The sequence below is a fragment of the Actinomadura miaoliensis genome (assembly GCF_039536785.1).
Taxonomy (GTDB): domain Bacteria; phylum Actinomycetota; class Actinomycetes; order Streptosporangiales; family Streptosporangiaceae; genus Spirillospora; species Spirillospora miaoliensis.
This window is the reverse complement of the sequence record NZ_BAAAZG010000061.1, coordinates 40,522-66,669: the sequence shown is the minus strand read 5'-3', so window position 1 is coordinate 66,669 and position 26,148 is coordinate 40,522. Positions and strand designations below refer to the sequence as shown.

Genomic DNA, 26,148 nt, shown 5'->3' with positions numbered 1-26,148 from the left:
CTCCCTGGGAAGGACCCTTAGTGAGCGAATCCAGCGAACTCCTTACGGACGCAACGAGCAAGGCACCTGCCGCCGAGGCCGCCGAGGCCCCCGAGCAGCGTGCCACCCCCCGGCGTCGCCGGTCCGGCACCGGCCTCTCGGCCATGGTGCTGCCCGAGCTGAAGGCGCTCGCGTCCAGCCTCGGCATCACCGGCACCACCGGGATGCGCAAGAGCCAGCTCATCGCCGCCATCCAGGAGAAGCAGGGCGGCGCCCAGGCGGAGGGCTCGGCCGGGGGCGAGCAGGGAGCCGCTGCCACCAAGACCGAGCGTCCGCGCCGCACCCGTTCGGCGGCCAAGCGCGACGCCGCCGAGGGCCAGGTGACCATCGAGGCCGTCCCGGCCGCCGACGACGGCAAGACCACCGACAAGGCCGACAAGGCCGCAGAGAAGGCCGAGCGCCCGGCCAAGGGCGACGGCAAGGCCGACCGCGGCGAGCGCGACGCCGAGCGGCCCGCCGCGGCGCAGGGCGGCAAGTCCGACGGCGTCAAGGCCGAGGGCGACGCCCGCGCCGAGGACGGCGAGGCCCAGGGCGGACGCGAAGGGGGCCGGGACGGCGCCCGCGACGGCGGCCGTCAGCGCGGCCGCAACGGACGCGACCGTGACGGACGTGACCGCGACGGACGTGACCGCGACGGGCGCGACCGCGACGGGCGCGACCAGCAGGGACGCCAGCGCGGCGGCCAGGGCTCGGGGCAGTCCTCCGACGACGACGGCGACGGCGGCGGCCGCGGCCGGCGGGGCCGCCGGTTCCGCGAGCGCAACCGCGGCCGTGGCCGCGGCGACCGCTACGAGGAGCCGGTGATCAACGAGGACGACGTCCTCATCCCCGTCGCCGGGATCCTGGACATCCTCGACAACTACGCCTTCATCCGCACCACCGGCTACCTGGCCGGGCCCAACGACGTGTACGTCTCCCTGGCCCAGGTCCGCAAGAACGGCATGCGCAAGGGCGACGTCATCACCGGCGCCGTGCGCCAGCCGCGCGAGGGCGAGCGGCGCGAGAAGTTCAACGCGCTGGTCCGGGTCGACACCATCAACGGGATGGAGCCCGAGCAGGCCAAGAACCGCGTCGAGTTCTCCAAGCTGACGCCGCTGTACCCGCAGGACCGGCTGCGCCTGGAGACCGAGCCCGGGGTGCTGACCACGCGGATCATCGACCTGGTGTCGCCGATCGGCAAGGGCCAGCGCGGCCTGATCGTCTCGCCGCCCAAGGCCGGTAAGACGATGGTGCTGCAGGCGATCGCCAACGCGATCACCAAGAACAACCCCGAGTGCCACCTGATGGTGGTGCTGGTGGACGAGCGGCCGGAAGAGGTCACCGACATGCAGCGGTCGGTGAAGGGCGAGGTCATCCACTCGACCTTCGACCGTCCCGCCGAGGACCACACCACGGTCGCCGAGCTGGCCATCGAACGTGCCAAGCGGCTGGTGGAGCTGGGCCACGACGTGGTCGTGCTGCTCGACTCGATCACCCGCCTGGGCCGCGCGTACAACCTGGCCGCGCCCGCCTCGGGCCGCATCCTGTCCGGTGGTGTGGACTCCACCGCGCTGTACCCGCCCAAGCGGTTCTTCGGCGCGGCCCGCAACATCGAGAACGGCGGCTCGCTGACCATCCTCGCCACCGCGCTGGTGGAGACCGGGTCCCGCATGGACGAGGTCATCTTCGAGGAGTTCAAGGGCACCGGCAACATGGAGCTCAAGCTCAACCGGCAGCTCGCCGACAAGCGGATCTTCCCCGCGGTGGACGTGGACGCGTCCGGCACCCGCAAGGAGGAGATCCTCATGGCGCCGGAGGAGCTGCGCGTGGTCTGGCAGCTGCGCCGCGTGCTGCACGCCCTGGACACCCAGCAGGCGCTGGAGCTCCTCATCGAGAAGATGAAGGAGACCAAGTCCAACGCCGAGTTCCTGCTCCAGGTCCAGAAGACCACGGTCGCCGACGACCGCTGACCTTCCCGGGGCGTCCGGCGCGGAACCACCGACCCGTGCGTGACGGGGGTCGTCGCGACGCGCGCGCGACGACCGCCCGCCCGTTGATCGTCCGCCGGCGGGTTCCGGACGCCCGCCCATCGGCATGACGGCCAAGCCCCCATCCCGGCAGGGGTGGGGATAGCCCCACCCTGGACGCGGCGGTGGGCTCCATGGTCCCGTGGAGGCGGCACCGGCAGGCTGGGCTCGTACGGCGTACCCGGCACGGAGGTCGATGTGGGCGAGTTGAGGGGCGGCGGGGCCTCGATCGTTGAGCTGCCATGGCGGCCGGTGGCCATGGCGCGGTCCTGGCTGGTCTGGCGGTCGGCGGCCTACCAGGCGGTCAGCCTCGGGTTCGGGCTCGTCTGGCTGATCGGGCTGACGGTCGGGCTGGCGCTGTCGTCCGCACTGGTGATCCTCTGGGTGGGCATCCCGATGCTGGCCACGATGGTGGTGCTGTGGCGGCTGGCGGCGGTGCTGGAGCGGACGCTGGCGCGACTGGCGTTCGGCGTGGACGTCCCCACCCCCTACCGGCCCCTGCCCCCGGGCCGCAACCCCCTGACCAAGCTCAAGGTCATGGCCGCCGACCCGGCGACCTGGAAGGACCTGCTCTACCTGTACTTGCGCTTCCCCCTGTCGCTGGTGGAGTCCGCCGCCGCCATCGCGATGTGGGCGGCGACCGGCACGTTCCTGTTCCTGCCGCTGATCGTGGGGTTCACGCGCGAGGGGGCGGAGATCAGCCTGGGACTGGTGTCGTTCTGGGTGGACAACCCGCTCGGCGCGCTGCCCGCCGTGCCGGTGGGCCTGGCGCTGCTCGTCCTCAGCCTCTACGTGACGCGCGCCATCGCGACCGGGCACGCGCTGCTGGCCCAGGTGCTGCTCGGCCCCAGCGCCTCGCAGGCCGAGAACCGCGAACTGCGGGCCCGCACCGAACGGCTGCAGGCCAGCCGGGCCCGCGGGGTGGACGCCGCCGAGTTCGAACGCCGCCGCATCGAGCGCGACCTGCACGACGGCGCGCAGCAGCGGCTGCTGGCGGTCGCCATGGACATCGGCCGGGCCCGCGCCAAGCTCGACGCCGACCCCGAGGGGGCGCGGGCGCTGATCGAGCAGGCGCACGCGGGCACCAAGGAGGCCATCACCGAGCTGCGCGACCTGGCCCGCGGCATCTACCCGGCGATCCTCACCGACCGTGGCCTGGACGCGGCGATCTCCGGGCTGGCCGGACGCGCGTCCGTGCCCGTCGAGGTGACCGTCGACCTGCCCGAACGTCCGCCCGCCGCGGTGGAGAGCATCGCCTACTTCATCGTCGCCGAGTGCCTGGCCAACATCGCCAAGTACGCCCGGGCGACCCGCGCCACGGTCCGGGTGGCCCGCGAGGACGCCTGGGTGGTCGTGGAGGTCACCGACAACGGTGTCGGCGGGGCGGCGGCGCACCCGGGCGGCGGCCTGGCCGGCTTGGCCGACCGCGCCGCCACCATCGACGGAATGCTGATCGTCGACAGCCCGCCCGGCGGCCCCACCGTCGTCCGCGCGGACCTGCCCTGCACCTGGTAGAGATCCGGCGCGTGGACGAGGACGAGGACCGGGCCGCGATAATCGAGGGCATGCGGGTGGTGATCGCCGAGGATTCGGTGCTGCTGCGGGAGGGGCTCGTCCGGCTGCTGGACGACGCCGGAATCGAGACGGCGGCCACGGTGGGGGACGGGCCGGGCCTGCTCGACGCGGTGGACGAGCACGAACCCGACCTGGCCATCGTGGACGTGCGGATGCCGCCGTCCTTCACCGACGAGGGCCTGCGCGCCGCGCTGGCGGTCCGCGAACGCCGGCCCGGCACGCCCATCCTGGTGCTGTCGCAGTACGTGGAGGAGCGCTACGCCACCGAACTGATCGGCGGCGGCGCCGAGGGCGTGGGCTACCTGCTCAAGGAGCGGGTGTCCGACGTGGCCGACTTCATCGACGCGGTGCGCCGCATCGCCGTCGGCGGCACCGTCATCGACCCCGAGGTGATCGGCCAGCTGCTCGGCCGCCGCCGCACCGGCGACCCGCTGGCCGCCCTCACCCCGCGCGAACACGAGGTGCTGGCGCTGATGGCCCAGGGCCGCTCCAACGGGGCGATCGCCAGGGACCTCGTCGTCACCGAGGGCGCCGTGGAGAAGCACATCTCCAACATCTTCATGAAGCTGGGCCTGCAGCCCGCCCAGGGCGGCCACCGCCGCGTCATGGCCGTCCTCACCTACCTCGGCCGCAATAGTTGATCCTGTGGGGGGCGACCCCCCTACACCCCCCGTCAGTCGGCCGGGCGATCCTCACTCCGCTAGCGCTCCGTTGCGGGCGCCCGGCCTCCGCGGGGAATGCCGGGTGACCTCGGCACGTTCGGGTATCTGGCACACTTGGAGTGCGACCGCTGCGGTACCGGTTCACGCCTCCCCCGCGCGCTCCTCACCCTGGTGGGAACGCAGGCAGGAGATGGGAAGCGCCCGGCGACCGCCCTTAGGCGAGGAGAACCATGAAGCCCGACATTCACCCGAACTACGTCGTCACGACCGTGACGTGCACGTGCGGCAACACGTTCGAGACCCGCAGCACCGCCGAGAACGGCGTGATCCACGCCGACGTGTGCTCCAACTGCCACCCGTTCTACACGGGCAAGCAGAAGATCCTGGACACCGGCGGCCGCGTCGCGCGCTTCGAGCAGCGGTTCGGCAAGAAGGCGGGCCGCAAGTAGGGGTGAGCGGAGCGACCCAGATCGGCCCGGGGACGACGCGCGTCCTCGGGCCGTTCGGAGTCCGCCGCCGGCGCCCCGCCGCGCCACAAGACCGACCCCGGCCGGACCTGCGGCCGGAACCGACCCATCCATCCCGGCCGACCTCCCGGCCCCGATCGACGTTCCGGCCCCGGCCGTACCGCGGGCCCCGCCGGTCCGCCGGCCCGAAGGCCGCCACCAGGCCGGAGACGACGACACCGTGAAGATCGACGATCTCATCCGCGAATACGCCGACATCGAGGGCAGGCTCGCCGACCCGGGCGTGCACGCCGACCAGGCGCTGGCACGCCGGCTGGGCCGCCGCTACGCCGAGCTCCGGCCGGTCGTCGAGACCCAGCGGGAGATCACCGCGATCGAGGACGACCTGAGCGCCGCCCGCGAGCTGGCCGGCGAGGACCCCGCGTTCGCCGCCGAGGCCGAGGAGCTGGAGCAGCGGCGGGACGAGCTGGCCGAGCGGCTGCGCCGCCTGCTGCTGCCGCGCGACCCCAACGACGGCAAGGACGTCATCCTGGAGATCAAGGCGGGCGAGGGCGGCGAGGAGTCGGCCCTGTTCGCCGGGGACCTGCTGCGGATGTACCTGCGCTACGCCGAGCGGGTCGGCTGGAAGACCGAGATCATCGACGCCCACCCCTCCGATCTGGGCGGCTACAAGGACGTGACCGTCGCGGTGAAGTCGCGTCCCGGCCAGGAGGAGGGCGTGTGGACGCGCCTGAAGTACGAGGGCGGCGTGCACCGCGTGCAGCGGGTGCCGGTCACCGAGTCGCAGGGCCGCATCCACACCAGCGCCGTCGGCGTGCTCGTCACGCCGGAGGCCGAGGAGGTCGAGGTCGACATCGACCCCAACGACCTGCGGATCGACGTGTACCGCTCGTCCGGGCCGGGCGGGCAGAGCGTCAACACCACCGACTCGGCCGTGCGCATCACCCACCTGCCGACCGGCGTGGTGGTCTCCTGCCAGAACGAGAAGAGCCAGCTGCAGAACAAGGAGCAGGCGATGCGGATCCTGCGCTCGCGGCTGCTGGCGATGGCGCAGGAGGAGGCGGACGCGGCGGCGGCGGCCGAGCGCAAGAGCCAGGTCCGCACCGTCGACCGGTCCGAACGGGTCCGCACCTACAACTATCCGGAGAACCGGATCTCCGACCACCGGGTCGGATACAAGGCGTACAACCTCGACCAGGTGCTGGACGGCGACCTGCACAACGTCACGCAGGCGCTGGTGGACGCCGACACCGCACGCAGGCTGGCCGAGGCCGGACAGGCGCAAGAGGCGCAACCGACGTCATGAACCTGCTGCTCGACGAGGTCGCACGGGCGACCGCGCGGCTGGCCGACGCCGGGGCCGCCTCGCCCCGCGCCGACGCCGAGGAGCTGGCCGCCGCCGTGCACGGGGTGCCGCGCGGCGAGCTGCACACCGTGCCCGACGCCGCGTTCGACGCCCGCTTCTGGGAGTACGTGGCGCGGCGCGAGGCGGGCGAGCCGCTGCAGCACATCACCGGACGGGCGTTCTTCCGTTACCTGGAGCTGAAGGTCGGGCCGGGGGTGTTCATCCCGCGTCCGGAGACCGAGGTGATGGTCGGCTGGGCGCTGGAGACGCTGCGCGACATGGACGTGCGGGACCCCCTGGTGGTCGACCTGGGCACCGGATCGGGCGCGATCGCGCTGTCCATCGCCCGGGAGGCGCCGCGGGCGCGCGTGCACGCCGTGGAGAAGGACCCCACCGCGTTCGTCCACGCCACCCGCAACGTCGAGGAGCTGGACGAGCGGGGCCGGGTGCGGCTGCACCTGGACGACTTCGGCACCGCGCTGGCCGAGCTGAACGGCACCGTCGACCTGGTGGTCAGCAACCCCCCGTACATCCCGATGACCGAGTGGGAGTACGTGCCCAAGGACGTGCGCGACCACGACCCGGCGGCGGCGCTGTGGGGCGGCGGCGACGACGGCCTGAACGCGATCCGCGTGGTGGAGCGTACGGCGCGGCGGCTGCTGCGGCCCGGCGGGTACGTGGCGGTCGAGCACAGCGACCTGCAGGGCAACGCGGTCTACTGGGTCTTCGCCGAGGAGAACGGCTGGCGGGACGTGCGCAACCGCCGCGACCTGACCAACCGCGACCGCTTCGTGACCGCCCGCCTGGGAACGGACTGAGGCCGTGCCGGCGCCCGCCGGGGCGGGGCCGGGACACGGCGCGGACATGGAAGGATGGCACCGTGAGCCGACGTTATGACTGCGCCGCCGACCCCATGGAGCGCACCCGGGGGATCGCCGAGGCGGTCTCGGCGGTACGGCGCGGAGAGCTGATCGTGCTGCCCACCGACACCGTGTACGGCATCGGCGCCGACGCCTTCACCCCGGCCGCGGTGACCGCCCTGCTGGACGCCAAGGGCCGCGGCAGGGACATGCCCCCGCCGGTGCTGGTGGGCTCCGTACGGGCCGCCACGGCCCTCGTGGAGGACCTCGGGACCTACGGGCAGGACCTCATCGACGAGTTCTGGCCGGGCGCCCTGACGATCGTCTGCCGCGCCAACCGGAACCTGGTGTGGGACCTGGGCGACACCAAGGGCACCGTCGCGGTGCGGATGCCGATGCACGACCTGGCGGTTGAGCTGCTCAAGGAGACCGGCCCGCTGGCCGTCAGCAGCGCCAACCTCAGCGGCCGTCCGGCGGCCCGCTCGGCCGACGAGGCCGAGAAGATGCTCGGCGACGCGGTGTCGGTGTACCTGGACGGCGGCCCGGCGGGCCTGGGCGAGGCGTCCACGATCATCGACCTCACCGGTTCGATACCGCGGCTGCTGCGCGCCGGGGCGATCTCCGAGGACAAGATCCGCTCCGTGGTGGGCGTCCTGCTGACCGACGAGGACGAGCAGGAGGACGTTCCGGAGGAGTCCGCCGACGCTCCCGTCTCGCTGGACAAGCCGGCGACGGCCGGGGAAAAGCCCGCCGAATCCGCCTCCGCCGACGCCGCGGAATCCGCGGAATCCGCCGCCAAGAAGCCCGCGGAAGAGGCGGACGACTCGGCCGGACCGTCCCTCAAAAAGGACGGCGCCAAGTAATTCCGGCGCCCCGGGAAAGGGGCGGGGAATCGGGCCGGGGAAACGTCCGGTCAGAAGATCTTCTGCCAGTTCCCGCACTTCGCGGCGCGCTTGCGGTCGGGTGTGACGCCGCATTCCCGCGCGTACAGGTGATCGGTGAAGTCGGAGCTGAAGAACCGGCCGTAACGCTGGCGGTAAGGCAGGTCGGCGGGTCTGTCGCCGGTCAGGAAGAAGTACACGGCGCTGGTGTGCCGCCAGTCGCCCTCGGTGGTGCGGAACTGCACCGCGGCGGCCCGGCCGTTGGTCTTGCGGTCCCGCAGCCAGCCGTTCACGGTGACGCGCCCGGCGTTTCTGGTGTACGTTCCGCCGGCGTCCACGGCCGCGTAGCCGCCTCTGGTCGTCCACGAACCGTTAGCGGCGGCCTGCGCCCCCGCGGCGGCGGAGCCGAGGCCGCTCAGCAGCAGCCCGGTGCAGACGGTGATCGTGGCGGCGCGTCGCGGTCCGGACGGGTGCACGGCACCTCCTGGCTCGGCGGGGGAATTCAACGCTAGCGCAGGCCGTGGGCGTGCGCCAGGAATGGCCGCCCGCCATTCCCCGAATTGGCGCGTTGAAACCTTCTGGTTCGTCACAAGGCGCCCGCCGGCCATGCGACCGTGTCGTGCTCGTGATGGTCACCGCATCGCCCATGACACGTAACCTGAACGGGACGGAACTGGAGACTTCGGAGAGTAATAGCCTCGTTACGACGATGATGTCGGCCGAGTGGTGAAATCATGCCTGACGTGCGTGGCCGGGTCCGGGCGCGGACGGTCGCCCTCGGTGCCCTTCCGGCGATCGTCGTCCTCGTGCTGCTCGCGCTCGTGCCGATCACGCCCGCCCCGGCCGCCGCGCGGGCGGAGGAGGGCGGTGGCGCCGGGGACGTGGGGCCCGAGGAGTTCGAGAGCATTCCGGCCTATGACGTCGTCCTGGCGATCGCCGCCAACGGTGATCTGCACGTGCGGGAGACCATCACCTACGACTTCGCCCGGGGCGGCGAGCACGGGATCGTCCGGCGGCTGCCGTACCGGCGGGGCGACCGGCTGTTCGAGATCCGCGACGTGCGGACCAGTTCGTCCACCGGGGCCCCGGCGCGGGCGCGCACCCGCAGGCTGTGGCACGACCTGCTGATCAGCGTCGGGGACGACGACCGCACCGTCCGGGGGCGGCAGGCGTACGTGATCGAGTACACGGTCTCGGGGGCGTTCACTCCGGGGGCCGTTCACGATGAGCTGAACTGGGACGCCCTCGGCACGTCCTGGGATGTGCCGATCCGGGAGGCCGCCGTGCGCGTGGAGGCGCCGGTGGTGCTGCGGAAGGTTCGGTGCCGGTCCGGGACGAGCGAGTCCGCCACCGGCTGCCTGCGGGACCGCGACGGCCCGTACGCCATCGACTTCACCCAGAGCGGGCTGCGCCCGCACGAGAGCATGCACGTCACGGTGCTGCTGCCCAAGGACGCGATCTCGGTGCCGCCGCCCCGCCGCGCACGGCCGCACTGGGCGGTCACCTGGGCCGGGTCGGGGCTGCTCCTGCTGGCGCTCGCCGGTGTGGCGGGGGTCGCCCGGGGCGGGCGGACGGTGCCGGGGGACAGGGGCCTTGTGCCGGCGGGCAGGGGCCGTTTGCTGGTCGCCCTCGGCGGCCTGCTGGTGGCCGCCGACGTGTCGCACGAGGTCGCCCGGCACGGCGTGTGGGCGGTCTCGGTGGGGGACGCGAGCATGGGCGGTGTCGCGTTGACCGTGGTCGGAACCGCTATCGTCTCCCTTCACCGGTTCCCGATACGGATCACGCAACGGGGGCCGGGCAAGGGGAATAGAGTTGGCGATGAACCGCCGGTGCGAACCGATCGCGTCCGGCGGCCGTCTGTTTTGTTGGTCAGGTCCGGCCGCATCGCCGCCGACGACGTCACGCGTGGAACCGAACCCAGGCGGCGTGCGCGACGTACCGCGGAGCGGTGGCCAGGGGGCCGGTGAGGGGAGGCGTGCGGCGTGCGGGAATACCTGCTGACGATCCTGATCGCCGCACTCGCGACCTACCTGCTCACCCCCGTCGTCCGCCGGTTCGCGGTGTGGTTCGGGGCGCAGGCGGCCCCCCGGGACCGGGACGTGCACGTCATCCCGACGCCCCGGCTGGGCGGGCTGGCGATGTTCGGCGGGATGGTCGCCGCGCTGGTGGCGGCCGGGGGGCTGCCCGCGATGCGCCGGGTGCTGGAGGACGGCGACGTCAGCGTGCACCGGGCGCTGCTGCTGTCGGGCGGGCTGATCGTGCTGGTCGGGATCTTCGACGACCGGTGGGGCGTGGACGCGCTGACCAAGTTCGCCGGGCAGGTCGCGGCCGCCGGGATCTTCATCATGCAGGGCATCCAGCTGTACGTGATCCCGCTGCCCAACGGCACGTCGCTGTCGCTGCCCCCGGCCTACGGGGTGCCGCTGACGGTGTTCCTGGTCGTCGCGACGATCAACGCGGTGAACTTCATCGACGGCCTGGACGGACTGGCCGCCGGGGTGGTGGGGATCGCCGCGCTGGCGCTGTTCTCCTACGCCTACCTGGTGGCGATCGACTTCAAGCTGATCACGCTGAGCGCCGCCACGCTGACCGCGGCGGTGCTGGTGGGCATGTGCGCGGGCTTCCTTCCGCACAACTTCAACCCGGCCCGGATCTTCATGGGCGACACCGGGTCGATGCTGATCGGGCTGCTGCTCAGCGCGTCCACGATCATGCTGACCGGCAACTTCGACCCGGCGGTCATCGGCACCTACCGGCTGTTCCCCTTCTACGTGCCGATCCTGCTGATCCCGGCGGTGGCGGCGGTGCCGTTCATCGACATGCTGCTGGCGGTGTGGCGGCGTACCAACCAGGGCAAGTCGCCCTTCGCCCCGGACAAGCAGCACCTGCACCACCGGCTGCTGGAGCTGGGCCACTCGCACCGCCGGGCCGTGCTGATCATGTACTTCTGGGTGGGGCTGCTGGCCTCCAGCCTGGTGACGCTGTCGTTCACCAACTCCGTGCCGCTGGTGGTGTCGGTGACCGGAGTCGTTGCGGTCGCCGGCGTGGTGGTGATGATCGGGGTGCCGCGGATGGTGCAGCGCAAGCAGGCGCGGCACGCGCCCGGCGACGCCGCCCCGGCCCGCCCCCGTCAGCCCGCCTGACGCCGCGTCCCGTCTGACCCGCGTCCCGCCTGACCCGCGTCCCGCCTGACCTGGCGTCCCCGCCGCCCCCGCGTCCCGTCTGACCTGGAGCGGTCCCATCGACTGGCCCGGAGCGGCCGCGCGGCGCGCATCGAGCAGGTCGGACCCCGTCGGCGTGTTGAACATCGGGGGGCGCGCGGTCGTTTCTGGACGTTCCAGTGCGAGACGTGGGCTACAGTCCGTGGTGCGTCGCGACCTCAGTGTGTGATCGCACGCGACGTCGTGTCGTTACGTTAAGGGTAATTGTGGACGTTCCGGACGCTTGTGATACCTTTCACGAACAAGGGACGAACACATTACGTGACCAGCCGGAGCCCTCATGCAGTCTTCCGACGCCCGGATCCTCCGCGGCGCCGCGATCCCGTCCGGCCTCGCCGGCCTCGCCGTCATCGCGGCGGCCGTGCCGCTGGCCGGGACCAAGGGGGCGCTGGGCGCCGCGCTCGGCACCGTCGTCGTGCTCGCCTTCTTCACCATCAGCGTGATCGCGGTCGGGTACGCCGCCCGCATCTCGCCGCAGATGATGTTCGCCGCCGCCATCTTCAGCTACCTGGGCAAGGTGCTGGCGATGCTGGCCCTGGTGGCCGTGCTGGACGGCGTCACGCTGTGGAACACCAAGGCGTTCGCCTGGTCGGTGATCGTGCTGACCCTCGTGTGGGTCGTCGCCGAGGCGCGCGCCACCATGAAGAACAAGACGCTGTCCCTGGACCCCGCCGGGGCCCCCGGCGTCGCCCGTGACCGGAGCCCATGATGCGCATGCGGGCGATCTTGGCGGTACGGGACTACTCCAATATGACCATCCGGGGGGTCGCCTGCTATGGTCCGTGCTGCGATGAGCAAGGAGGGGCGACGGCCCGATCCGGAGTCCGAAATGGACCACCGAGCCTTCACCAACGCCGCCTGGTCCATCCCCAGCTACCTGCTGAGCGGGATGGCGGTCTACGGCGGACTGGGCTGGCTGCTGGATCGCTGGCTGGGCACCTCGGCGCTGCTCCCCATCGGCGTCCTGGTGGGCCTTGCTCTAGCGCTCTACCTGGTCTACCACCGCTACGGTCGCTGACGGCGCCCACGGCGGAGTCGACCGCCGCCGACTGTGGACCTGCCGACCGTGGACCGGCCGACCGCGGCCACGTCCACCACGGGCATGGCACCGTCCTCGGGCACGCACGTGTAGTACTGACCGACCTGCGAGTCACTGACGAAGGGACTGCCGCGTGATCGCGCGACAACTCCTCGCCGCCGAGGGCGGAAACGAATTCCAGGCCCCGGGCACCGAGATCTTCGACTGGGGTCCCCTCTGGCACGGTGCCCCGTCGTGGCTGACCAAGCCGACGCTGATCGTGGCCCTGTCCGTGGTCATCGTCTGCGCTTTCTTCTGGGCGGCGTTCAACAAGCCCAAGCTCGTGCCCCGCGGCGTGCAGAACATCGGCGAGGTCGGCTACCTGTTCGTGCGCGACCAGGTCGCCCGGCCGATGATCGGCAAGGACGGCGACAAGTGGATGCCGTTCCTGCTGTCGACGTTCTTCTTCATCCTGGTGATGAACCTGATGGGCGTCATCCCGGTGATGCAGCTGCCCGCCCCGTCGCACATCGCCTTCGCGATCGTGCCGGCCGCGGTGGTGTACGTGCTGATGGTCTTCCTGAGCATCCGGCACCAGGGCCTCGGCGGCTGGTTCAAGAACATGATGTTCCCGCCCGGCCTGCCCAAGTGGCTGTACATCATCCTGTCGCCGATCGAGCTGCTGTCGACCGTGATCCTGCGGCCCTTCACGCACGCGGTCCGGCTCTTCGCCAACATGTTCGCCGGCCACCTGCTGATCGCGTTCTTCGCCTCGGTCGCCTACTGGTTCCTGATCGAGAAGCTCACCCCGCTCGGCGCCGGCCTCGGCGTGCTCGGGTTCGTGATGAGCCTCGTCATGACCGGCTTCGAGATCTTCGTGCAGGCGCTGCAGGCGTTCATCTTCACGCTGCTGGCCGCCTCCTACATCGGTGGCGCGCTGCACCCCGACCACTGACGCGGCCCGCCGCGGCGGGCACCGACGACCCCCGACAACACCGCACAGACTTCGCAACCGCAACCGGCAAGAGCTCCGGTGGGGAGCCCCACCGGCCGACTGAAAAGGGAAAAAGAATGGGCGTTCTCGCCGAAGTGTCCGGCAACGTTGGCTCCGTCGCGTACGGTCTGGCCGCCATCGGCCCGGGTATCGGCGTGGGCATCATCTTCGGCCAGGGTGTGCAGGCCATCGCCCGCCAGCCGGAGCTGTACAACACCATCCGCCAGAACATGCTGCTGGGCTTCGCCCTCACCGAGGCGCTGGCCCTCATCGGTTTCGTCGTGCCGTTCGTGCACCGCTGAAGCCTCCTGACCCGTACTGACAGGAAGGCGGAACCCTCATGAGCAACCTGCTGGCGGCCGCCGCCGTGGCGGCCGAGGAGGGCGGGCACGGCAACCCGCTGCTGCCGCACGCCTCCGAGCTGGTGTTCGGCTCGATCTCCTTCGCGATCGTGCTGATCCTCGTCGGCTGGAAGCTGGTCCCGCAGATCCAGAAGACCCTCGAGGAGCGCACCGACGCGATCGAGGGCGGCCTCAAGCGCGCCGAGGAGGTGCAGCAGGAGGCCAAGGAGACGCTGGAGGCCTACAAGCGCCAGCTCGCCGAGGCGCGGCACGACGCGTCGCGGCTCCGCGAGGAGGCCAAGGAGCAGGGCGCGCAGATCATCGCCGAGATGCGCGAGGAGGCCCAGGCCGAGGCGCGCCGGATCGTCGAGGCGGCGCACGCCCAGATCGAGGCCGACCGGCAGCAGGCGCTTCAGCAGCTGCGGGCCGAGATCGGGGCGCTGTCGGTCGAGCTGGCCGGCCGTGTGGTGGGCGAGTCCCTTGAGGACAGCGCCCGGCAGAGCCGCGTGGTCGACCGGTTCCTCGAGGAGCTGGAGGAGCGCGCCCGCACCCAGGAGCGGATCTCGTCATGACCATCACGGGAGCGGTGAGCAGGGCCTCGCTGGCCGAGGTGCGCGAGCGGCTGGAGGCGACCATCCCCTCCGCGGACCTCACGGCGCTGGGCGGCGACCTGTTCGCCGTGCTGCAGCTGATCGACCGCGAGCACGGGCTGCGCCGGGCGCTCTCCGACCCGGCGCGCGACGGGGCCGACAAGGCCCAGCTCATGCACGTGCTGCTGGAGGGCAAGGTCTCGCCGGCCGCGCTGGACCTGGTGGCCGACACCGTGCGGCTGCGCTGGTCCACCCCCTCGGAGCTGTCGGACGCCATCGAGGTCCTGGCGGTCACCGCCGAGGCCGCGCGCGCCGAGGCCGAGGGGAGCCTGGACGACCTGGAGGACGAGCTGTTCCGGTTCTCCCGGGTCCTCGAGGGCGAGCCAGAGCTGCGCGCCGCGCTCTCCGGTCCCGCGCTGCCCGACGACCGCAAGCAGGGGCTGGTCGCCTCGCTGCTGGAAGGCAAGGTGACGGCGGCCACGCTGGCGCTGGTCACCGAGCTGGTGCTGCGCCCGCGAGGCCGTAGCCTGGAAGGCGGGCTGGCCGAGTACGGCCGGCTCGTCGCCCAGCGGCGGCAACGCCTGGTGGCGCTGGTGCGCACTCCGGTGGAGCTGTCGGAGGACCAGCGGACCCGGCTCGCCGCGGTTCTGGCCGCGGCGTACGGGCACGAGGTACATCTGAACATCGTGATCGACCCGGACACGATCGGCGGCCTGTCGATCCAGATCGGGGACGAGATCATCGACGGCACGATCGCCGGGCGTCTGGACGACGTGCGCCGGCGGCTCGCGAGCTGAGCTGACCACCCCACCAAAGGGAGCAAGAGAGGAATCATGGCGGAGCTGACGATCCGTCCGGACGAGATCCGGGACGCGCTGGAGCGCTTCGTCCAGTCGTACGAGCCCGAGGCAGCCGCGCGCGAAGAGGTCGGCACCGTGGTCGATTCCGGCGACGGTATCGCCCACGTCGAGGGGCTGCCTTCGACCATGGCGAACGAGCTCCTGGAGTTCGAGGACGGGACGCGCGGGCTGGCGCTGAACCTGGACGTGCGCGAGATCGGAGCGGTCGTCCTGGGCGACTTCTCCAAGATCGAGGAAGGCCAGAAGGTCCGGCGCACCGGCGAGGTGCTGTCGGTGCCGGTGGGCGACGCGTTCCTGGGCCGCGTGGTGGACGCGCTGGGCAACCCGATCGACGGCAAGGGCCCGATCGAGACGTCCGAGCGTCGCGCCCTGGAGCTGCAGGCCCCCTCGGTGGTGCAGCGGCAGTCGGTGAAGGAGCCGCTGCAGACCGGCATCAAGACGATCGACGCGATGACGCCGATCGGCCGGGGCCAGCGGCAGCTGATCATTGGTGACCGGCAGACCGGCAAGACCACGATCGGCATCGACACCATCCTGAACCAGAAGGCCAACTGGGCGTCCGGCGACGAGAAGAAGCAGGTGCGCTGCATCTACGTCGCCGTCGGCCAGAAGGGCTCCACGATCGCCAACGTGCGCCGCACCCTCGAAGAGGCCGGCGCCATGGAGTACACCACGATCGTGGCCGCCCCGGCGTCCGAGCCGTCCGGCTACAAGTACATCGCCCCCTACACCGGGTCGGCGATCGGGCAGCACTGGATGTACCAGGGCAAGCACGTCCTGATCATCTTCGACGACCTGTCCAAGCAGGCCGAGGCGTACCGCGCCATCTCCCTGCTGCTGCGCCGTCCGCCGGGCCGTGAGGCCTACCCGGGCGACGTGTTCTACCTGCACTCGCGGCTGCTGGAGCGGTGCGCCAAGCTGTCGGACGACCTCGGCGGCGGCTCGATGACCGGGTTCCCGGTCATCGAGACCAAGGGCAACGACGTGTCGGCCTACATCCCGACGAACGTCATCTCCATCACCGACGGGCAGTGCTTCCTGGAGACCGACCTGTTCAACCAGGGCGTCCGCCCGGCCATGAACCCCGGTATCTCGGTGTCGCGAGTCGGCGGCTCGGCGCAGATCAAGGCGATGCGCAAGGTCGCCGGTACGCTGCGGCTGGCGCTGTCGCAGTACCGCGACCTGGAGGCGTTCGCCGCGTTCGCCTCCGACCTGGACGCGGCCTCCCGCGCCCAGCTGGCCCGCGGCGCCCGCCTGATGGAGCTGCTCAAGCAGCCGCAGGGCGCCCCGCTGCCGGTGGAGAAGCAGGTCGTGTCGGTGTGGGCGGGTACCTCCGGCGAGCTGGACGACGTGCCGGTGGAGGACGTCCGCCGCTTCGAGGCCGAGTTCCTGGAGTACGTCGCGCGCGAGCACGGCGGGCTGCTGACCGGTATCCGTGAGACCGGGGAGCTGTCCGACGACGCGCTGACCGCCCTCAAGGACGCCATCACCGAGTTCAAGAAGGGCTTCCAGACCAGTGCGGGCGCGCTGCTGGGCGAGGAGGAGCCGGTGGAGGCGATCGACGAGGAGAGCGTGGAGCAGGAGACCATCGAGCGCGTCAGCACCGCCAAGAAGGACTGACGCACCGATGGCTGTACAGCTTCGCCAACTGCGGCAGCAGATCAGGTCGGTCAAGTCGATCGGCAAGATCACGCGTGCCCAGGAGATGATCGCGACCTCGCGGATCGTCAAGGCCCAGCAGGCGGTGGAGGCGTCCAAGCCGTACGCCGACCAGATCACCCGGGCGCTGTCCGCGCTGATCAGCCACAACGTGGGGATCAGCCACCCGCTGCTGGTCGAGCAGCCGGAGGACAAGCGTTCGGCGGTGCTGGTGATCACCAGCGACCGCGGGTTCGCCGGCGGTTACAACGCCAACGCGCTGCGTGGGGCGGAGGAGCTGATCACGGCCCTGCGCGAGCAGGGCCGTGAGCCCGTGCCCTACGTGGTCGGCAGCAAGGGGATCACCTGGTACCGCTTCCGCGACCGGGAGATGGCGGCCGAGTGGCAGGGCGTCAGCGACCGCCCCGAGTTCGCCAACGCCGAGCGGATCGGACGGCGGCTGACCGAGGACTTCCTCAAGACCGACGCCGAGGGCGGGGTCGGGGAGATCCACGTGGTCTACACCGAGTTCCTCTCGATGCTCACCCAGCGGGTCCAGGTGCGCCGCCTGCTCCCGGTGGAGGTCACCGAGAGCAGGGAGAGCACCGCGGTGCCGCCGGCCTACGACTTCGAGCCGTCCGCCGAGGCCGCGCTGGACCTGCTGCTGCCGAACTACATCGAGAGCCGCATCTACCACATGCAGCTCCAGTCGGCGGCGTCCTACTGGGCGGCGGTGCGCCGGGCGATGAAGTCGGCCACCGACAACGCCAACGAACTGCTCGGGGTCTACACGCGCCAGATGAACCAGGCGCGGCAGGCCGCGATCACCCAGGAAATCAGCGAGATCGTCGGTGGCGCTGACGCGCTGGCCGATTCTGGCGGGGAGTGAGAATGACTGCACAGGTAGAGACGGCGACCGCGACCGGGCGCGTCGCCCGCGTCATCGGTCCGGTCGTCGACGTGGAGTTTCCCGCCGACGCCCTCCCGGAGATCTACAACGCCCTGCACGTGGACGTCACGATGGGCGACGAGACCAAGACGCTGACCCTCGAGGTCGCTCAGCACCTGGGCGACAACATGGTCCGCGCGATCTCCATGCAGCCGACCGACGGCCTGGTGCGCGGGGTGGCGGTGACCGACACCGGCGACTCGATCAGCGTGCCGGTGGGCGACGTCACCAAGGGCCACGTGTGGAACGCGCTCGGCGAGTCCCTGGACGTGCCGACCGCGTCGCTGCAGGTCACCGAGCGGTGGGGGATCCACCGCAAGCCTCCGGCGTTCGACCAGCTGGAGTCCAAGACCGAGATGCTGGAGACCGGCATCAAGGTCATCGACCTGCTCACCCCGTACGTGCGCGGCGGGAAGATCGGTCTGTTCGGCGGCGCGGGCGTGGGCAAGACCGTGCTGATCCAGGAGATGATCACCCGTGTCGCGCGGAACTTCGGCGGCACCTCGGTGTTCGCGGGCGTGGGCGAGCGCACCCGCGAGGGCAACGACCTGTGGGTCGAGATGGACGAGGCGGGCGTCCTGAAGGACACCGCGCTGGTGTTCGGCCAGATGGACGAGCCGCCGGGCACCCGGCTCCGGGTCGCCCTGTCCGGCCTGACCATGGCCGAGTACTTCCGTGACGTCCAGAAGCAGGACGTGCTGCTGTTCATCGACAACATCTTCCGGTTCACCCAGGCCGGCTCGGAGGTGTCGACCCTGCTCGGCCGCATGCCGTCGGCGGTGGGCTACCAGCCGACGCTGGCCGACGAGATGGGCGTGCTGCAGGAGCGGATCACCTCGACCCGGGGTCACTCGATCACCTCGATGCAGGCGATCTACGTGCCCGCGGACGACATCACCGACCCGGCGCCGCACACCACGTTCGCCCACCTGGACGCCCAGACGGTGCTGTCGCGGGCCATCACCGAGAAGGGGATCTACCCCGCGGTGGACCCGCTGGACTCCAACTCGCGGATCATGGACCCGCAGATCCTGGGGCAGCAGCACTACGAGGTGGCCCAGGAGGTCAAGCGGATCCTGCAGAAGTACAAGGAGCTGCAGGACATCATCGCCATCCTCGGCATCGACGAGCTGTCGGAGGAGGACAAGGTCACCGTCAACCGGGCGCGGCGCATCGAGCGTTTCCTGTCGCACCCGATGTACGTGGCCGAGCAGTTCACCGGCCAGCCGGGTGTGACGGTGCCGCTGTCGGAGACGATCGAGTCGTTCAAGGGGATCGCCGAGGGCAAGTACGACCACCTGCCCGAGCAGGCGTTCTTCATGTGCGGCGGGATCGAGGACGCCGAGCGCAACGCCAAGGAGCTGGCCAAGTAGCCGGTCCCCGGCGCGGGGCCGCTCGACGCGGAGGATGAACACGTGGCGACATTGAAGGTCGGGCTCGTCTCGCCGGAGCGCGAGGTGTGGGCCGGCGAGGCCAAGATGGTGGTCGCGCAGACCATCGAGGGCCAGCTCGGCATCCTGCCCGGGCACGCCCCGGTGCTCGGCGTGCTGCTCGACGGCAGCGTGGTGAAGGTCCAGCCCGCCGACGACGGCGAGTGGATCACCGCCATGGTGGGCAGCGGCTTCTTCTCCATCGCGAACGACGAGGTCTCGATCCTCGCCGAGCAGGCCGAGCTGGGCGCCGAGGTGAACGTGGCGGCCGCCCGGCAGGCGCTGGAGGAGGCGCTGGCCGCCGAGGGCGGCTCCGACGCCACGGCCGAGCGGCGGGCCCGGGCGCGGCTGCGCGCCGCGGGGCAGGACGCCTAGCGACGGGACGAGAGCCGGGCGGCGCACGGACGACCGGGACGGACACGGAAACGGCGGGGGTAGTTGGGCGGGCAGCTGGCAGTGGATGCGGGCGTGGCGCTCGCCGCGGTCGTGCTGCTGGTCGCGCTGGTGTTCGTCGTGGTGTCCGTGCGCCGCTGGCTGTTCGTGCGCGGCGGCGGCACGGTGGAGTGCAGCCTGCGGGTGATTCCCGGGGAGGGCGCTCCCGGCCCGTGGCGGCTGGGCATCGGCCGTTACCGCGGGGACGTGCTGCACTGGCACCGCGTCTTCGGATTCAGGACCAGGCCCCGGCAGGTGATTCACCGCCGGGGCCTTGTCGTGTCCAACCGGCGCGAGCCCGAGGCGGGGGAGGCCGACGGGCTGCTGCCGGACGCCAGCATCATCGAGGTGCGCGACGGGGACCTCACCGTGGAGCTGGCGATGAGCGCTTCGGCGCTGACGGGGTTCCTGGCCTGGCTCGAGGCCGCGCCGCCGGGTTTTCCGGTGGACATCCACCAGTCCGAGTGACCCGCGGGGGCGGGCGTTCGGGCCGCATCGAGTGACACGTGTTCGGGGGGACACATGCGCAAGCTCGCCGCGTCGGGGGCCGTCGGGGGGACGGTGGCGCTGGCAGTGGCCGCGACGGGACTCACGGGGACGGCCGCGGCCGTCCCCGCGGATCCGGCCGGTCCGGCGGATCCGGTGGCGATCGGGGACGTGCGCCGTCACCTGGCCGAGTTCCAGCGGATCGCCGAGCGCAGCGGCGGCAACCGGGCGGCGCAGACCCCCGGGGAGGAGCGTTCGGTGGCGTACGTGGCCGGCAGGCTGCGGCGGGCCGGGTACGCGCCCCGGGTGCAGCGCTTCGCCTACGTCCGGTTCGAGGAGACGAAACCGGCCGAGTTCGCGCAGGTCGAGCCGCAGCGGGCGGCGTTCACGGCGAACGCCGACTTCCAGACGATGCTGTACTCGGGGGCGGGGGACGTCACGGCGCGGGCCGTCGCCGTCGACGTGCCGCCCGAGGGCACGACCGCCACGAGCGGGTGCGAACGGGGCGACTTCCAGCGCTTCCCCAGGGGCGCGATCGCGTTGCTGCAGCGCGGCACGTGCCGGTTCACGGAGAAGGCGGCCAACGCGCAGGCGGCGGGTGCGTCGGCCGTGGTCATCTTCGACGTACCCGGGAGCAAGGAGGCTCTGGCGGGGTCGCTGGGACGGCCGTTCACGCTGCCGGTGCTGGGGGCGTCCCACGCGGTCGGGGCGCGGCTGGTCAAGGCGGCGGCGGGCGGGCGGCTGCGGCTGCGGATCGCCGCCCACGCCGTCAACACCGAGCGGCGGTCGGCCAACATCGTCGCCGACACGCCGGGGGGTGACGCCCGCCGGGTCGTGGTGGTCGGGGCGCATCTGGACAGCGTCCGCACGGGGCCGGGGATCAACGACAACGCCACGGGGGCGGCCGCGGTGCTCGCGGTGGCCGAACGCTTCGGCGCGCTGTCCGGCAAGGCGTTGCGGAACCGGGTGCGGTTCGCGTGGTGGGGCGCCGAGGAGGACGGGCTGCGCGGTTCCGACCACTACGTCCGGACGCTGGCCGCCGCCGAACGCGACCGGATCGCCGCCGCCCTGAACTTCGACATGCTCGGCTCGACCAACGGCGTGCGCGGGGTGTACGACGGGGACGCCTCCGGCGGCACGCCGGTCAGGGAGTTCGCGCCGCCGCCGGGGTCGGCGGAGATCGAGAAGCTGTTCCGCGGGTACTTCGCGGCGCGGCGGCTGCCGACGGCCGAGCAGGCGTTCGACGGGCGTTCCGACTACGGGTCGTTCGTCGTGCGCGGCATCCCGGCGGGCGGCATGGCCACCGGCGCCGGTGAGGTCAAGACGGCCGCGGAGGCCGCGACGTTCGGCGGCACCGCGGGCAAGCCGTACGACCCCTGCTACCACGCCGCCTGCGACACCGGCGAGAACGTCGACCTCCGGCTGCTGGACACCAACGTCGACGGCGCCGCGTACGTCACACGGCGGCTGGCGGCCGGGCCGCTGCCGGCGAAGGGGCCCGGCCGGCGGCTGGTCTCCGGGCGTACCGCCGCGTCCGTGACGTGGGGGCCGGACGGCGACGTGCGGTGGACGCGCTGACGCCCGTCCCGCGCTGACGAGCTGTGCGTCCGGTGCCTTACGCGGCGGCGACGGTGATGGAGCCGTCGTTGGTCCTCAGGTTCACCCGGCGGGACGAGCGGTTGTCGTTGTGCACGCCGGGTTCGATCCGGCGCGCGCCGTTGTCGCTGTCCATCGTGATCGCGTAGGACTGCTCGGCGGGCAGGATGAGCCTGATCGGGCCGGTGTCGGTGCGGGCCCGCACGCTGTCGGGCGGTGCGGTCAGGGTGATCCGCATGCCGCCGTCGGCGGTGCGCGCGTCCAGCCGCCGCGATCGCAGCTCGGCGGCGTCGATCCTGCCGGTGTCGGTGGTGAGGTCGGCGGTGTCGGCGTGACCGGTGAGCCGGATGGAGCCGTCGGCCGTGCGCGCGGTGAGGCGTCCGGAGCGCAGTGCGGTGGCGCTGATCCCGCCGGTGTCGGTGGTGAGGTCGGCCGTGTCGGCCCGGCCGCTGATCCGGATGGAGCCGTCCTCGGTGCGCGCCGACAGGGCGGGGGCGCGCAGGTCGCGGGCGGTGATCGAGCCGGTGTCGGTGCGCAGGGTCAGGCGTCCGCCGAGGCCGGTCGTCTCGATGGCCCCGTTGTCGGTGGTCACCTGCACGGCGAGGCCGCGCGGCACCCGCAGCCGGTAGGTGATCTGGCAGGAGCTGGGGCCGAGCACCGTGTGGCCGCAGGAGGCGCCGAGCGTCAGCGTGCCGCCCGCGACCGAGTGCCGGGGGGCGGGCTTGTTCCGCGAGTTCGACCAGCGCAGCCGTTCCTGCACGTGGACGCCGGGGGAGTCGGAGCCGACGATCTCGACGCGGCCGTTGCTGGAGGACAGCTTGACGGTGGTGACGGCGTCGCGGACGTCGTAGGCCCGGGTCTCCCGGTGGGTGCCGAAGTCCACCGAGCACCCGGTCAGTGCGAGCGCGGCGGCCGCGGCGGCCCCTGTCGCCAGCGCCACGGTCGTGAGGGTGTTCACTCGTCGTCTCCCGCCCGTCGGTGGTCGAATCCCCGTCGGCCCAGCTTCGCCCGGGGGAGGGGGCCGGTACCAGGAGGCGGCCCGGCGTTCCCATGGTGGGGCTAACCCCACCCCCGGCGTGCTCGGCGGGAGGCTAGCGTTCGCCGCCGGGCTTCCACAGGACGTCGCCGTGCTCGGCGTTGGCGACGCGGCAGAGGATGAACAGCAGGTCCGACAGGCGGTTGAGGTAGCGCGCCGTCAACGGGTTGACGCCGCCTTCCACCGCGTCGGCGCCGGCGGTGTCCGCGTCGGAGGCGGTGTCGGCGGGGGCGGCGGTGTCGGTGTCGACGGGGGCGGCGCCGTGCACCTCGATCGCCGCCCACGCCGAACGCTCGGCGCGCCGCGTCACCGTGCGGGCGACGTGCAGCAGCGCCCCGCCGGGCGTCCCTCCCGGGAGGATGAAGCTGCGCAGTGGCGGCAGTTCGGCGTTGTGCTCGTCGCAGGCGGCCTCCAGGCGGTCGATGTAGGTGGAGTCCACCCGCAGCGGCGGGTACGGCGGATTCGGCGTCACAGGGGCGCACAGGTCGGCGCCGACGTCGAACAGGTCGTTCTGCACCCGGGTCAGCAGCGCCTTGATCGGCTCGGGGAGGTCGCCCATCGCCAGCGCCACGCCGATGGCCGCGTTGGCCTCCTCCACGTCGGCGTAGGCCGCCAGCCGCGGGTCGGTCTTGCCGGTGCGCGACCCGTCGCCGAGCCCGGTGGTGCCGTCGTCCCCCGTCCGGGTGTAGATCCGGGACAGCACGACGGGGGTCTCCCTGTTCTTCGCCATGACCCTCACACTAAGCCGTCGATGAACGCTCGGTAGGGTGCGAGGTGTCTCAGGGGGACGCCCCCGCCGAGACCCCCGCAGTACCGGAGGCGCCAGTGGTGTACGACTACATCATCGTGGGCGCGGGCAGCGCGGGATGCGTGCTCGCCGCCCGGCTCACCGAGGACCCCGGCACCCGGGTGCTGCTGCTGGAGGCGGGGCCGCCCGACGACGCCCCGGAGATCCACATCCCGGCGGCGGTGGCGACCATGGCCCGGGGGCCCTACGACTGGGACTACGGGACCGTCCCCCAGGAGCACGCCGCCGGACGCAGCGTGTACTGGCCGCGTGGACGCACCCTGGGCGGCAGCTCGTCCACCAACGCGATGATCTACATTCGCGGCCACCGGTACGACTACGACACCTGGCGCGACTCCTACGGCTGCGCGGGCTGGGGGTACGCCGACCTGCTGCCGTACTTCCTGCGGGCCGAGGACCAGCAGCGCGGGCAGTCCCCCTACCACGGGGTGGGCGGGCCCCTGCGCGTGGAGGACCTGCGGTACAAGCATCCGCTCACCACGGCGTGGGTGCAGTCGGCCAAGGCGTACGGGCTGGCCGCCAACAGCGACTTCAACGGGCCCGAGCAGGACGGCGTCGGCTTCTACCAGGTCACCCACAAGCGGGGACGGCGTTGGTCCACCGCCGACGCGTACCTGCGTCCCGCCATGGCGCGTCCCAACCTCACCGTGGTGACGGACGCACTGGCACACCGGATCCTCATCGAGAACGGACGCGCCGTGGGGGTGCGGTACGAACGGCGCGGGGAGAGCGTCGACGTCCGGGCCGAGGCGGAGGTGGTGCTGTCGGGCGGCTCGGTCAACAGCCCGCAGCTGCTGATGCTGTCCGGCGTGGGCCCGGCGGACCATCTGCGTGACCACGGCATCGACGTGGTGGCCGACTCCCCGGTCGGGCAGGGGCTCCAGGACCACCCGTACGTGAACGTCATGTTCGCCGCGCCCCGCAAGAAGGCGCTGTGGGAGCTGGCAGGGGCCGGCAGCCTCGCGCTATGGCAGGCGTTGGGACGCGGCCCGTACGCCTCCAACGTCGCCGAGGCGGGCGGATTCGTCCGTACGGTCGAGGGGTTGCCCGCCCCCGACCTGCAGTACCACGTGCTGCCCACGCCCCTGGTCGACCAGGGGCTGACGGAGGCCCGGCAGCGGGTGATGTCGGTGCTGGTCACCGCGATCGCGGTGGGCAGCCGGGGCGCGCTGCGGCTGCGGTCGGCCAGCCCGTACGCCAAGCCGCTCATCGACCCGGCCTACCTGGCCGACAAGGCCGATCTGGACGTGCTGGTGGCGGGGATCCGCCAGGCCCGGGAGATCGCCGCGACCGGGCCGCTGGCCGCGCTGGTCGGCGGCGAGTTCGCCCCGGGCGAGCAGGCGTCCGGCGACGCGGCGCTGGCCGAGTTCGCGCGGCGCCAGGTCGCCACGCTGTTCCATCCGACGAGCACGTGCGCCATGGGCGGCGACGGCACCGTCTGCGACACCGAACTGCGGGTGCGCGGCGTGGAGGGCCTGCGCGTCGTGGACGCCTCCGTCATGCCGTCGGTGCCGCGCGGCAACACCAACGCCCCCACCATCGCCATCGCCGAACGCGCCGCCGACCTCATCCGGGGCCGCGCCCCCCTGGACCCCGTCACGCCCTGAGACGCGAGAACGCCCCCGCCGTGGTCCTCGGGGGACCGGGCGGGGGCGTCGGCCGGAGCGGCAGCCGTCAGGGAGTGACGGCCGCGCCTGCCTACGGCTCACCGCTTGCGGGCCTTGGCGGCCCGGCGGGCGGCCTTCGCCTCGGCCTGCAGACGCCGTACGCGCTCGGCGGCGATGGCCCTGGCCACGTCGTGGTGCAGCATTCGCGCTCTCCTCGGTTTCGCGGGCCGGCCTTCCCGGCCCGACATGTTCAAGGTTCGCGCTAAGGCCGTACGCCCCACATCGGGACGACGCCTTATCTGCGTGGCCTGCCACCGCCTTAGCCGCGCCTAGGACGTCTTACGCGTGCGGCGGCGCCTTATGAGACGGCCTAGGCGACGCCCATGGGCGGCCTACTGCTCCCAGATGAGGGCCTTGGCGGACCCGGCGGTGATCTGGGCGGTCTGGGTGCCGTAGTGGATGACCTGGAACCGCACCCGGAAACCGTCGTTGACCGTGTCGGCCGGCAGCGAGTAGTGCAGGAACGTGTCCCCGTTCGTGGCGATGTACTCGGCGATGGGGCCGGCCTCGACCTTGCCGTCCGACTCGCGCCGCTCGATGGCGCGGGCCTGCAGCTCCGTTCCCGCGGGCAGGCCCTCGATGCGGACGTTGGCGGTCAGGGAGTAACGGGCCGGGCCGTGCACGAGGCTGGGGCCGCCCTGGTTCCAGTGGTGGTGCGCGGAGTCGGCGAACTCCTTCGGCCAGTCGACCGTCGTCCAGGTGTTGGGCGGCAGGTCCTGGGCGTCGGTCACGCCGACGGACACGTACTCGGGCATGTCGTCCTCCTGGATGGATCCGGCGGGCATCCCGGCCCGCACCCACGCGTACAGCTGGTCCCCCGGGCACGTGGTCGCGTACACGTCGCGGTGCCCCAGCTTCTTCAGCGACCGGTCCGCGCGTCGGCCCGCCTCGTCGTACAGCCACCGGATCGCGTTCTTGGCGGCGGGGGTGGCGTCCCCGTTGCGGCCGATCATGCACACGCCGATGCCCGAGGTGTTGTGGTCGGGGGCGTGCGCGCCCACGACAAGCCAGCCGCGTCCCTCGTAGATCCGCCCCTGGACGTCGACCAGGAAGTTGTAGCCGATGTCGGCCCACCCGTTGGAGTCCATGTGGAAGTCCTGGATCTGGCGGGGGGTCTGGGTGGTGGGGCCTTCGGAGTAGTGCACGATGAACTCGGTCCGCCGCGACCACGTGGTGGTGGTACGGGAGCGCGGGGCGCGGGCGCCCCATTCCGCGCGGCTGATGATGTCCACGGAGCCTCCCTGTGG

The 26,148-nt window shown here is 72.0% G+C and carries 26 protein-coding genes; 22 read left to right on the top strand and 4 right to left on the bottom strand.

All coding sequences use genetic code 11. The annotated features are described in order from the left end of the window. Window positions 1-20: 20 nt before the first annotated feature. The 7 genes from rho to ABD811_RS38205 all read left to right on the top strand — a co-directional run bounded on the left by rho (window position 21) and on the right by ABD811_RS38205 (window position 7,817). Window positions 21-1,988 (top strand): transcription termination factor Rho, encoded by a 1,968-nt coding sequence (gene rho / locus ABD811_RS38235; protein WP_344957595.1) that lies wholly within the window; start codon window positions 21-23, stop codon window positions 1,986-1,988. A gap of 255 nt (window positions 1,989-2,243) precedes the next feature. Continuing rightward, on the top strand, window positions 2,244-3,560 hold the full coding sequence (locus tag ABD811_RS38230) for a sensor histidine kinase (protein WP_344957593.1): 1,317 nt from the start codon (window positions 2,244-2,246) through the stop codon (window positions 3,558-3,560). Window positions 3,561-3,610: 50 nt separating this feature from the next. Then, a complete protein-coding gene (locus ABD811_RS38225) occupies window positions 3,611-4,261 on the top strand; it encodes a response regulator transcription factor (RefSeq protein ID WP_344957766.1) in 651 nt (216 codons plus the stop codon). Between the two features lie 251 nt (window positions 4,262-4,512). Continuing rightward, window positions 4,513-4,731, top strand: coding sequence for a 50S ribosomal protein L31 (gene rpmE, locus ABD811_RS38220; RefSeq protein ID WP_344957591.1), 219 nt, complete (start codon window positions 4,513-4,515; stop codon window positions 4,729-4,731). A 238-nt stretch (window positions 4,732-4,969) separates the two neighbouring features. Beyond that, window positions 4,970-6,055, top strand: a complete 1,086-nt coding sequence (gene prfA, locus ABD811_RS38215) for a peptide chain release factor 1 (protein ID WP_344957589.1) — start codon at window positions 4,970-4,972, stop codon at window positions 6,053-6,055. Next, a complete protein-coding gene (gene prmC / locus ABD811_RS38210) occupies window positions 6,052-6,912 on the top strand; it encodes a peptide chain release factor N(5)-glutamine methyltransferase (protein WP_344957587.1) in 861 nt (286 codons plus the stop codon). The genes prfA and prmC overlap by 4 nt, the downstream gene beginning before the upstream one ends. 62 nt (window positions 6,913-6,974) lie before the next feature. Further along, a complete protein-coding gene (locus ABD811_RS38205; RefSeq protein WP_344957585.1) occupies window positions 6,975-7,817 on the top strand; it encodes an L-threonylcarbamoyladenylate synthase in 843 nt (280 codons plus the stop codon). 50 nt (window positions 7,818-7,867) lie between these two features. Here ABD811_RS38205 and ABD811_RS38200 read toward each other — a convergent pair whose 3' ends face one another. After that, a complete protein-coding gene (locus tag ABD811_RS38200; protein WP_344957583.1) occupies window positions 7,868-8,311 on the bottom strand; it encodes a hypothetical protein in 444 nt (147 codons plus the stop codon). Window positions 8,312-8,569: 258 nt separating this feature from the next. On the opposite strand from ABD811_RS38200, the gene ABD811_RS38195 reads away from it, so the two are divergent. The 14 genes from ABD811_RS38195 (at window position 8,570) to ABD811_RS38130 (ending at window position 21,372) form a co-directional block, all read left to right on the top strand. Next, window positions 8,570-9,802: a DUF2207 domain-containing protein gene (locus tag ABD811_RS38195; protein ID WP_344957581.1), complete on the top strand. Its 1,233-nt coding sequence runs from the start codon at window positions 8,570-8,572 to the stop codon at window positions 9,800-9,802. A 15-nt stretch (window positions 9,803-9,817) separates the two neighbouring features. Then, window positions 9,818-10,978 (top strand): glycosyltransferase family 4 protein, encoded by a 1,161-nt coding sequence (locus ABD811_RS38190; protein ID WP_344957579.1) that lies wholly within the window; start codon window positions 9,818-9,820, stop codon window positions 10,976-10,978. Window positions 10,979-11,336: 358 nt separating this feature from the next. Beyond that, on the top strand, window positions 11,337-11,765 hold the full coding sequence (locus tag ABD811_RS38185; protein ID WP_344957577.1) for a Cg1360 family ATP-synthase-associated protein: 429 nt from the start codon (window positions 11,337-11,339) through the stop codon (window positions 11,763-11,765). 120 nt (window positions 11,766-11,885) lie between these two features. Next, window positions 11,886-12,074: an AtpZ/AtpI family protein gene (locus ABD811_RS38180; protein WP_344957575.1), complete on the top strand. Its 189-nt coding sequence runs from the start codon at window positions 11,886-11,888 to the stop codon at window positions 12,072-12,074. Window positions 12,075-12,228: 154 nt separating this feature from the next. Next, window positions 12,229-13,029, top strand: coding sequence for a F0F1 ATP synthase subunit A (gene atpB / locus ABD811_RS38175; RefSeq protein ID WP_344957572.1), 801 nt, complete (start codon window positions 12,229-12,231; stop codon window positions 13,027-13,029). A 116-nt stretch (window positions 13,030-13,145) separates the two neighbouring features. After that, window positions 13,146-13,370, top strand: coding sequence for an ATP synthase F0 subunit C (atpE, locus tag ABD811_RS38170; protein ID WP_344957570.1), 225 nt, complete (start codon window positions 13,146-13,148; stop codon window positions 13,368-13,370). A gap of 38 nt (window positions 13,371-13,408) precedes the next feature. Then, window positions 13,409-13,981, top strand: a complete 573-nt coding sequence (locus ABD811_RS38165; protein ID WP_344957568.1) for a F0F1 ATP synthase subunit B — start codon at window positions 13,409-13,411, stop codon at window positions 13,979-13,981. Then, window positions 13,978-14,796 (top strand): F0F1 ATP synthase subunit delta, encoded by an 819-nt coding sequence (locus ABD811_RS38160; protein WP_344957566.1) that lies wholly within the window; start codon window positions 13,978-13,980, stop codon window positions 14,794-14,796. The genes ABD811_RS38165 and ABD811_RS38160 overlap by 4 nt, the downstream gene beginning before the upstream one ends. Window positions 14,797-14,832: 36 nt before the next feature. Beyond that, complete coding sequence (gene atpA, locus ABD811_RS38155; RefSeq protein ID WP_344957564.1) at window positions 14,833-16,479, top strand: F0F1 ATP synthase subunit alpha; 1,647 nt, start codon at window positions 14,833-14,835, stop codon at window positions 16,477-16,479. A 7-nt stretch (window positions 16,480-16,486) separates the two neighbouring features. Next, window positions 16,487-17,386 (top strand): F0F1 ATP synthase subunit gamma, encoded by a 900-nt coding sequence (locus ABD811_RS38150; protein ID WP_344957562.1) that lies wholly within the window; start codon window positions 16,487-16,489, stop codon window positions 17,384-17,386. Window positions 17,387-17,388: 2 nt separating this feature from the next. Next, window positions 17,389-18,819: a F0F1 ATP synthase subunit beta gene (gene atpD, locus ABD811_RS38145; protein ID WP_344957560.1), complete on the top strand. Its 1,431-nt coding sequence runs from the start codon at window positions 17,389-17,391 to the stop codon at window positions 18,817-18,819. A 42-nt stretch (window positions 18,820-18,861) separates the two neighbouring features. Further along, on the top strand, window positions 18,862-19,251 hold the full coding sequence (locus tag ABD811_RS38140; protein ID WP_344957557.1) for a F0F1 ATP synthase subunit epsilon: 390 nt from the start codon (window positions 18,862-18,864) through the stop codon (window positions 19,249-19,251). A gap of 93 nt (window positions 19,252-19,344) precedes the next feature. Next, window positions 19,345-19,776, top strand: a complete 432-nt coding sequence (locus tag ABD811_RS38135) for a DUF2550 domain-containing protein (protein ID WP_344957556.1) — start codon at window positions 19,345-19,347, stop codon at window positions 19,774-19,776. A gap of 54 nt (window positions 19,777-19,830) precedes the next feature. Continuing rightward, the gene (locus ABD811_RS38130) at window positions 19,831-21,372 is read left to right on the top strand and encodes a M28 family peptidase (RefSeq protein ID WP_344957554.1); all 1,542 of its coding nucleotides are present in this window, start codon (window positions 19,831-19,833) and stop codon (window positions 21,370-21,372) included. Between the two features lie 37 nt (window positions 21,373-21,409). Here ABD811_RS38130 and ABD811_RS38125 read toward each other — a convergent pair whose 3' ends face one another. Both ABD811_RS38125 and ABD811_RS38120 read right to left on the bottom strand, forming a co-directional pair. Next, window positions 21,410-22,348 carry a DUF4097 family beta strand repeat-containing protein gene (locus ABD811_RS38125; protein ID WP_344957552.1) on the bottom strand — a complete coding sequence of 313 codons (939 nt, stop codon included), beginning with the start codon at window positions 22,346-22,348 and terminating at the stop codon, window positions 21,410-21,412. A 133-nt stretch (window positions 22,349-22,481) separates the two neighbouring features. Further along, on the bottom strand, window positions 22,482-23,156 hold the full coding sequence (locus ABD811_RS38120; RefSeq protein ID WP_344957550.1) for a cob(I)yrinic acid a,c-diamide adenosyltransferase: 675 nt from the start codon (window positions 23,154-23,156) through the stop codon (window positions 22,482-22,484). Between the two features lie 98 nt (window positions 23,157-23,254). On the opposite strand from ABD811_RS38120, the gene ABD811_RS38115 reads away from it, so the two are divergent. Beyond that, window positions 23,255-24,841: a GMC family oxidoreductase gene (locus ABD811_RS38115; protein WP_425549505.1), complete on the top strand. Its 1,587-nt coding sequence runs from the start codon at window positions 23,255-23,257 to the stop codon at window positions 24,839-24,841. A gap of 392 nt (window positions 24,842-25,233) precedes the next feature. On the opposite strand, the gene ABD811_RS38110 is transcribed toward ABD811_RS38115, so the two are convergent. Beyond that, on the bottom strand, window positions 25,234-26,133 hold the full coding sequence (locus ABD811_RS38110; protein ID WP_344957546.1) for an N-acetylmuramoyl-L-alanine amidase: 900 nt from the start codon (window positions 26,131-26,133) through the stop codon (window positions 25,234-25,236). Between the last annotated feature and the right edge of the window lie 15 nt (window positions 26,134-26,148).

Excerpts from the sequence above, each read along its gene's own strand:
- ABD811_RS38225 (WP_344957766.1), top strand. The coding sequence starts at position 3,611 with ATGCGGGTGGTGATCGCCGAGGATTCGGTGCTGCTGCGGGAGGGGCTC.
- rpmE (WP_344957591.1), top strand. The coding sequence starts at position 4,513 with ATGAAGCCCGACATTCACCCGAACTACGTCGTCACGACCGTGACGTGC.
- prmC (WP_344957587.1), top strand. The coding sequence starts at position 6,052 with ATGAACCTGCTGCTCGACGAGGTCGCACGGGCGACCGCGCGGCTGGCC.
- ABD811_RS38195 (WP_344957581.1), top strand. The coding sequence starts at position 8,570 with ATGCCTGACGTGCGTGGCCGGGTCCGGGCGCGGACGGTCGCCCTCGGT.
- ABD811_RS38185 (WP_344957577.1), top strand. The coding sequence starts at position 11,337 with ATGCAGTCTTCCGACGCCCGGATCCTCCGCGGCGCCGCGATCCCGTCC.
- ABD811_RS38180 (WP_344957575.1), top strand. The coding sequence starts at position 11,886 with ATGGACCACCGAGCCTTCACCAACGCCGCCTGGTCCATCCCCAGCTAC.
- atpE (WP_344957570.1), top strand. The coding sequence starts at position 13,146 with ATGGGCGTTCTCGCCGAAGTGTCCGGCAACGTTGGCTCCGTCGCGTAC.
- ABD811_RS38165 (WP_344957568.1), top strand. The coding sequence starts at position 13,409 with ATGAGCAACCTGCTGGCGGCCGCCGCCGTGGCGGCCGAGGAGGGCGGG.
- ABD811_RS38160 (WP_344957566.1), top strand. The coding sequence starts at position 13,978 with ATGACCATCACGGGAGCGGTGAGCAGGGCCTCGCTGGCCGAGGTGCGC.
- atpA (WP_344957564.1), top strand. The coding sequence starts at position 14,833 with ATGGCGGAGCTGACGATCCGTCCGGACGAGATCCGGGACGCGCTGGAG.
- ABD811_RS38150 (WP_344957562.1), top strand. The coding sequence starts at position 16,487 with ATGGCTGTACAGCTTCGCCAACTGCGGCAGCAGATCAGGTCGGTCAAG.
- atpD (WP_344957560.1), top strand. The coding sequence starts at position 17,389 with ATGACTGCACAGGTAGAGACGGCGACCGCGACCGGGCGCGTCGCCCGC.
- ABD811_RS38130 (WP_344957554.1), top strand. The coding sequence starts at position 19,831 with ATGCGCAAGCTCGCCGCGTCGGGGGCCGTCGGGGGGACGGTGGCGCTG.
- ABD811_RS38120 (WP_344957550.1), bottom strand. The coding sequence starts at position 23,156 with ATGGCGAAGAACAGGGAGACCCCCGTCGTGCTGTCCCGGATCTACACC.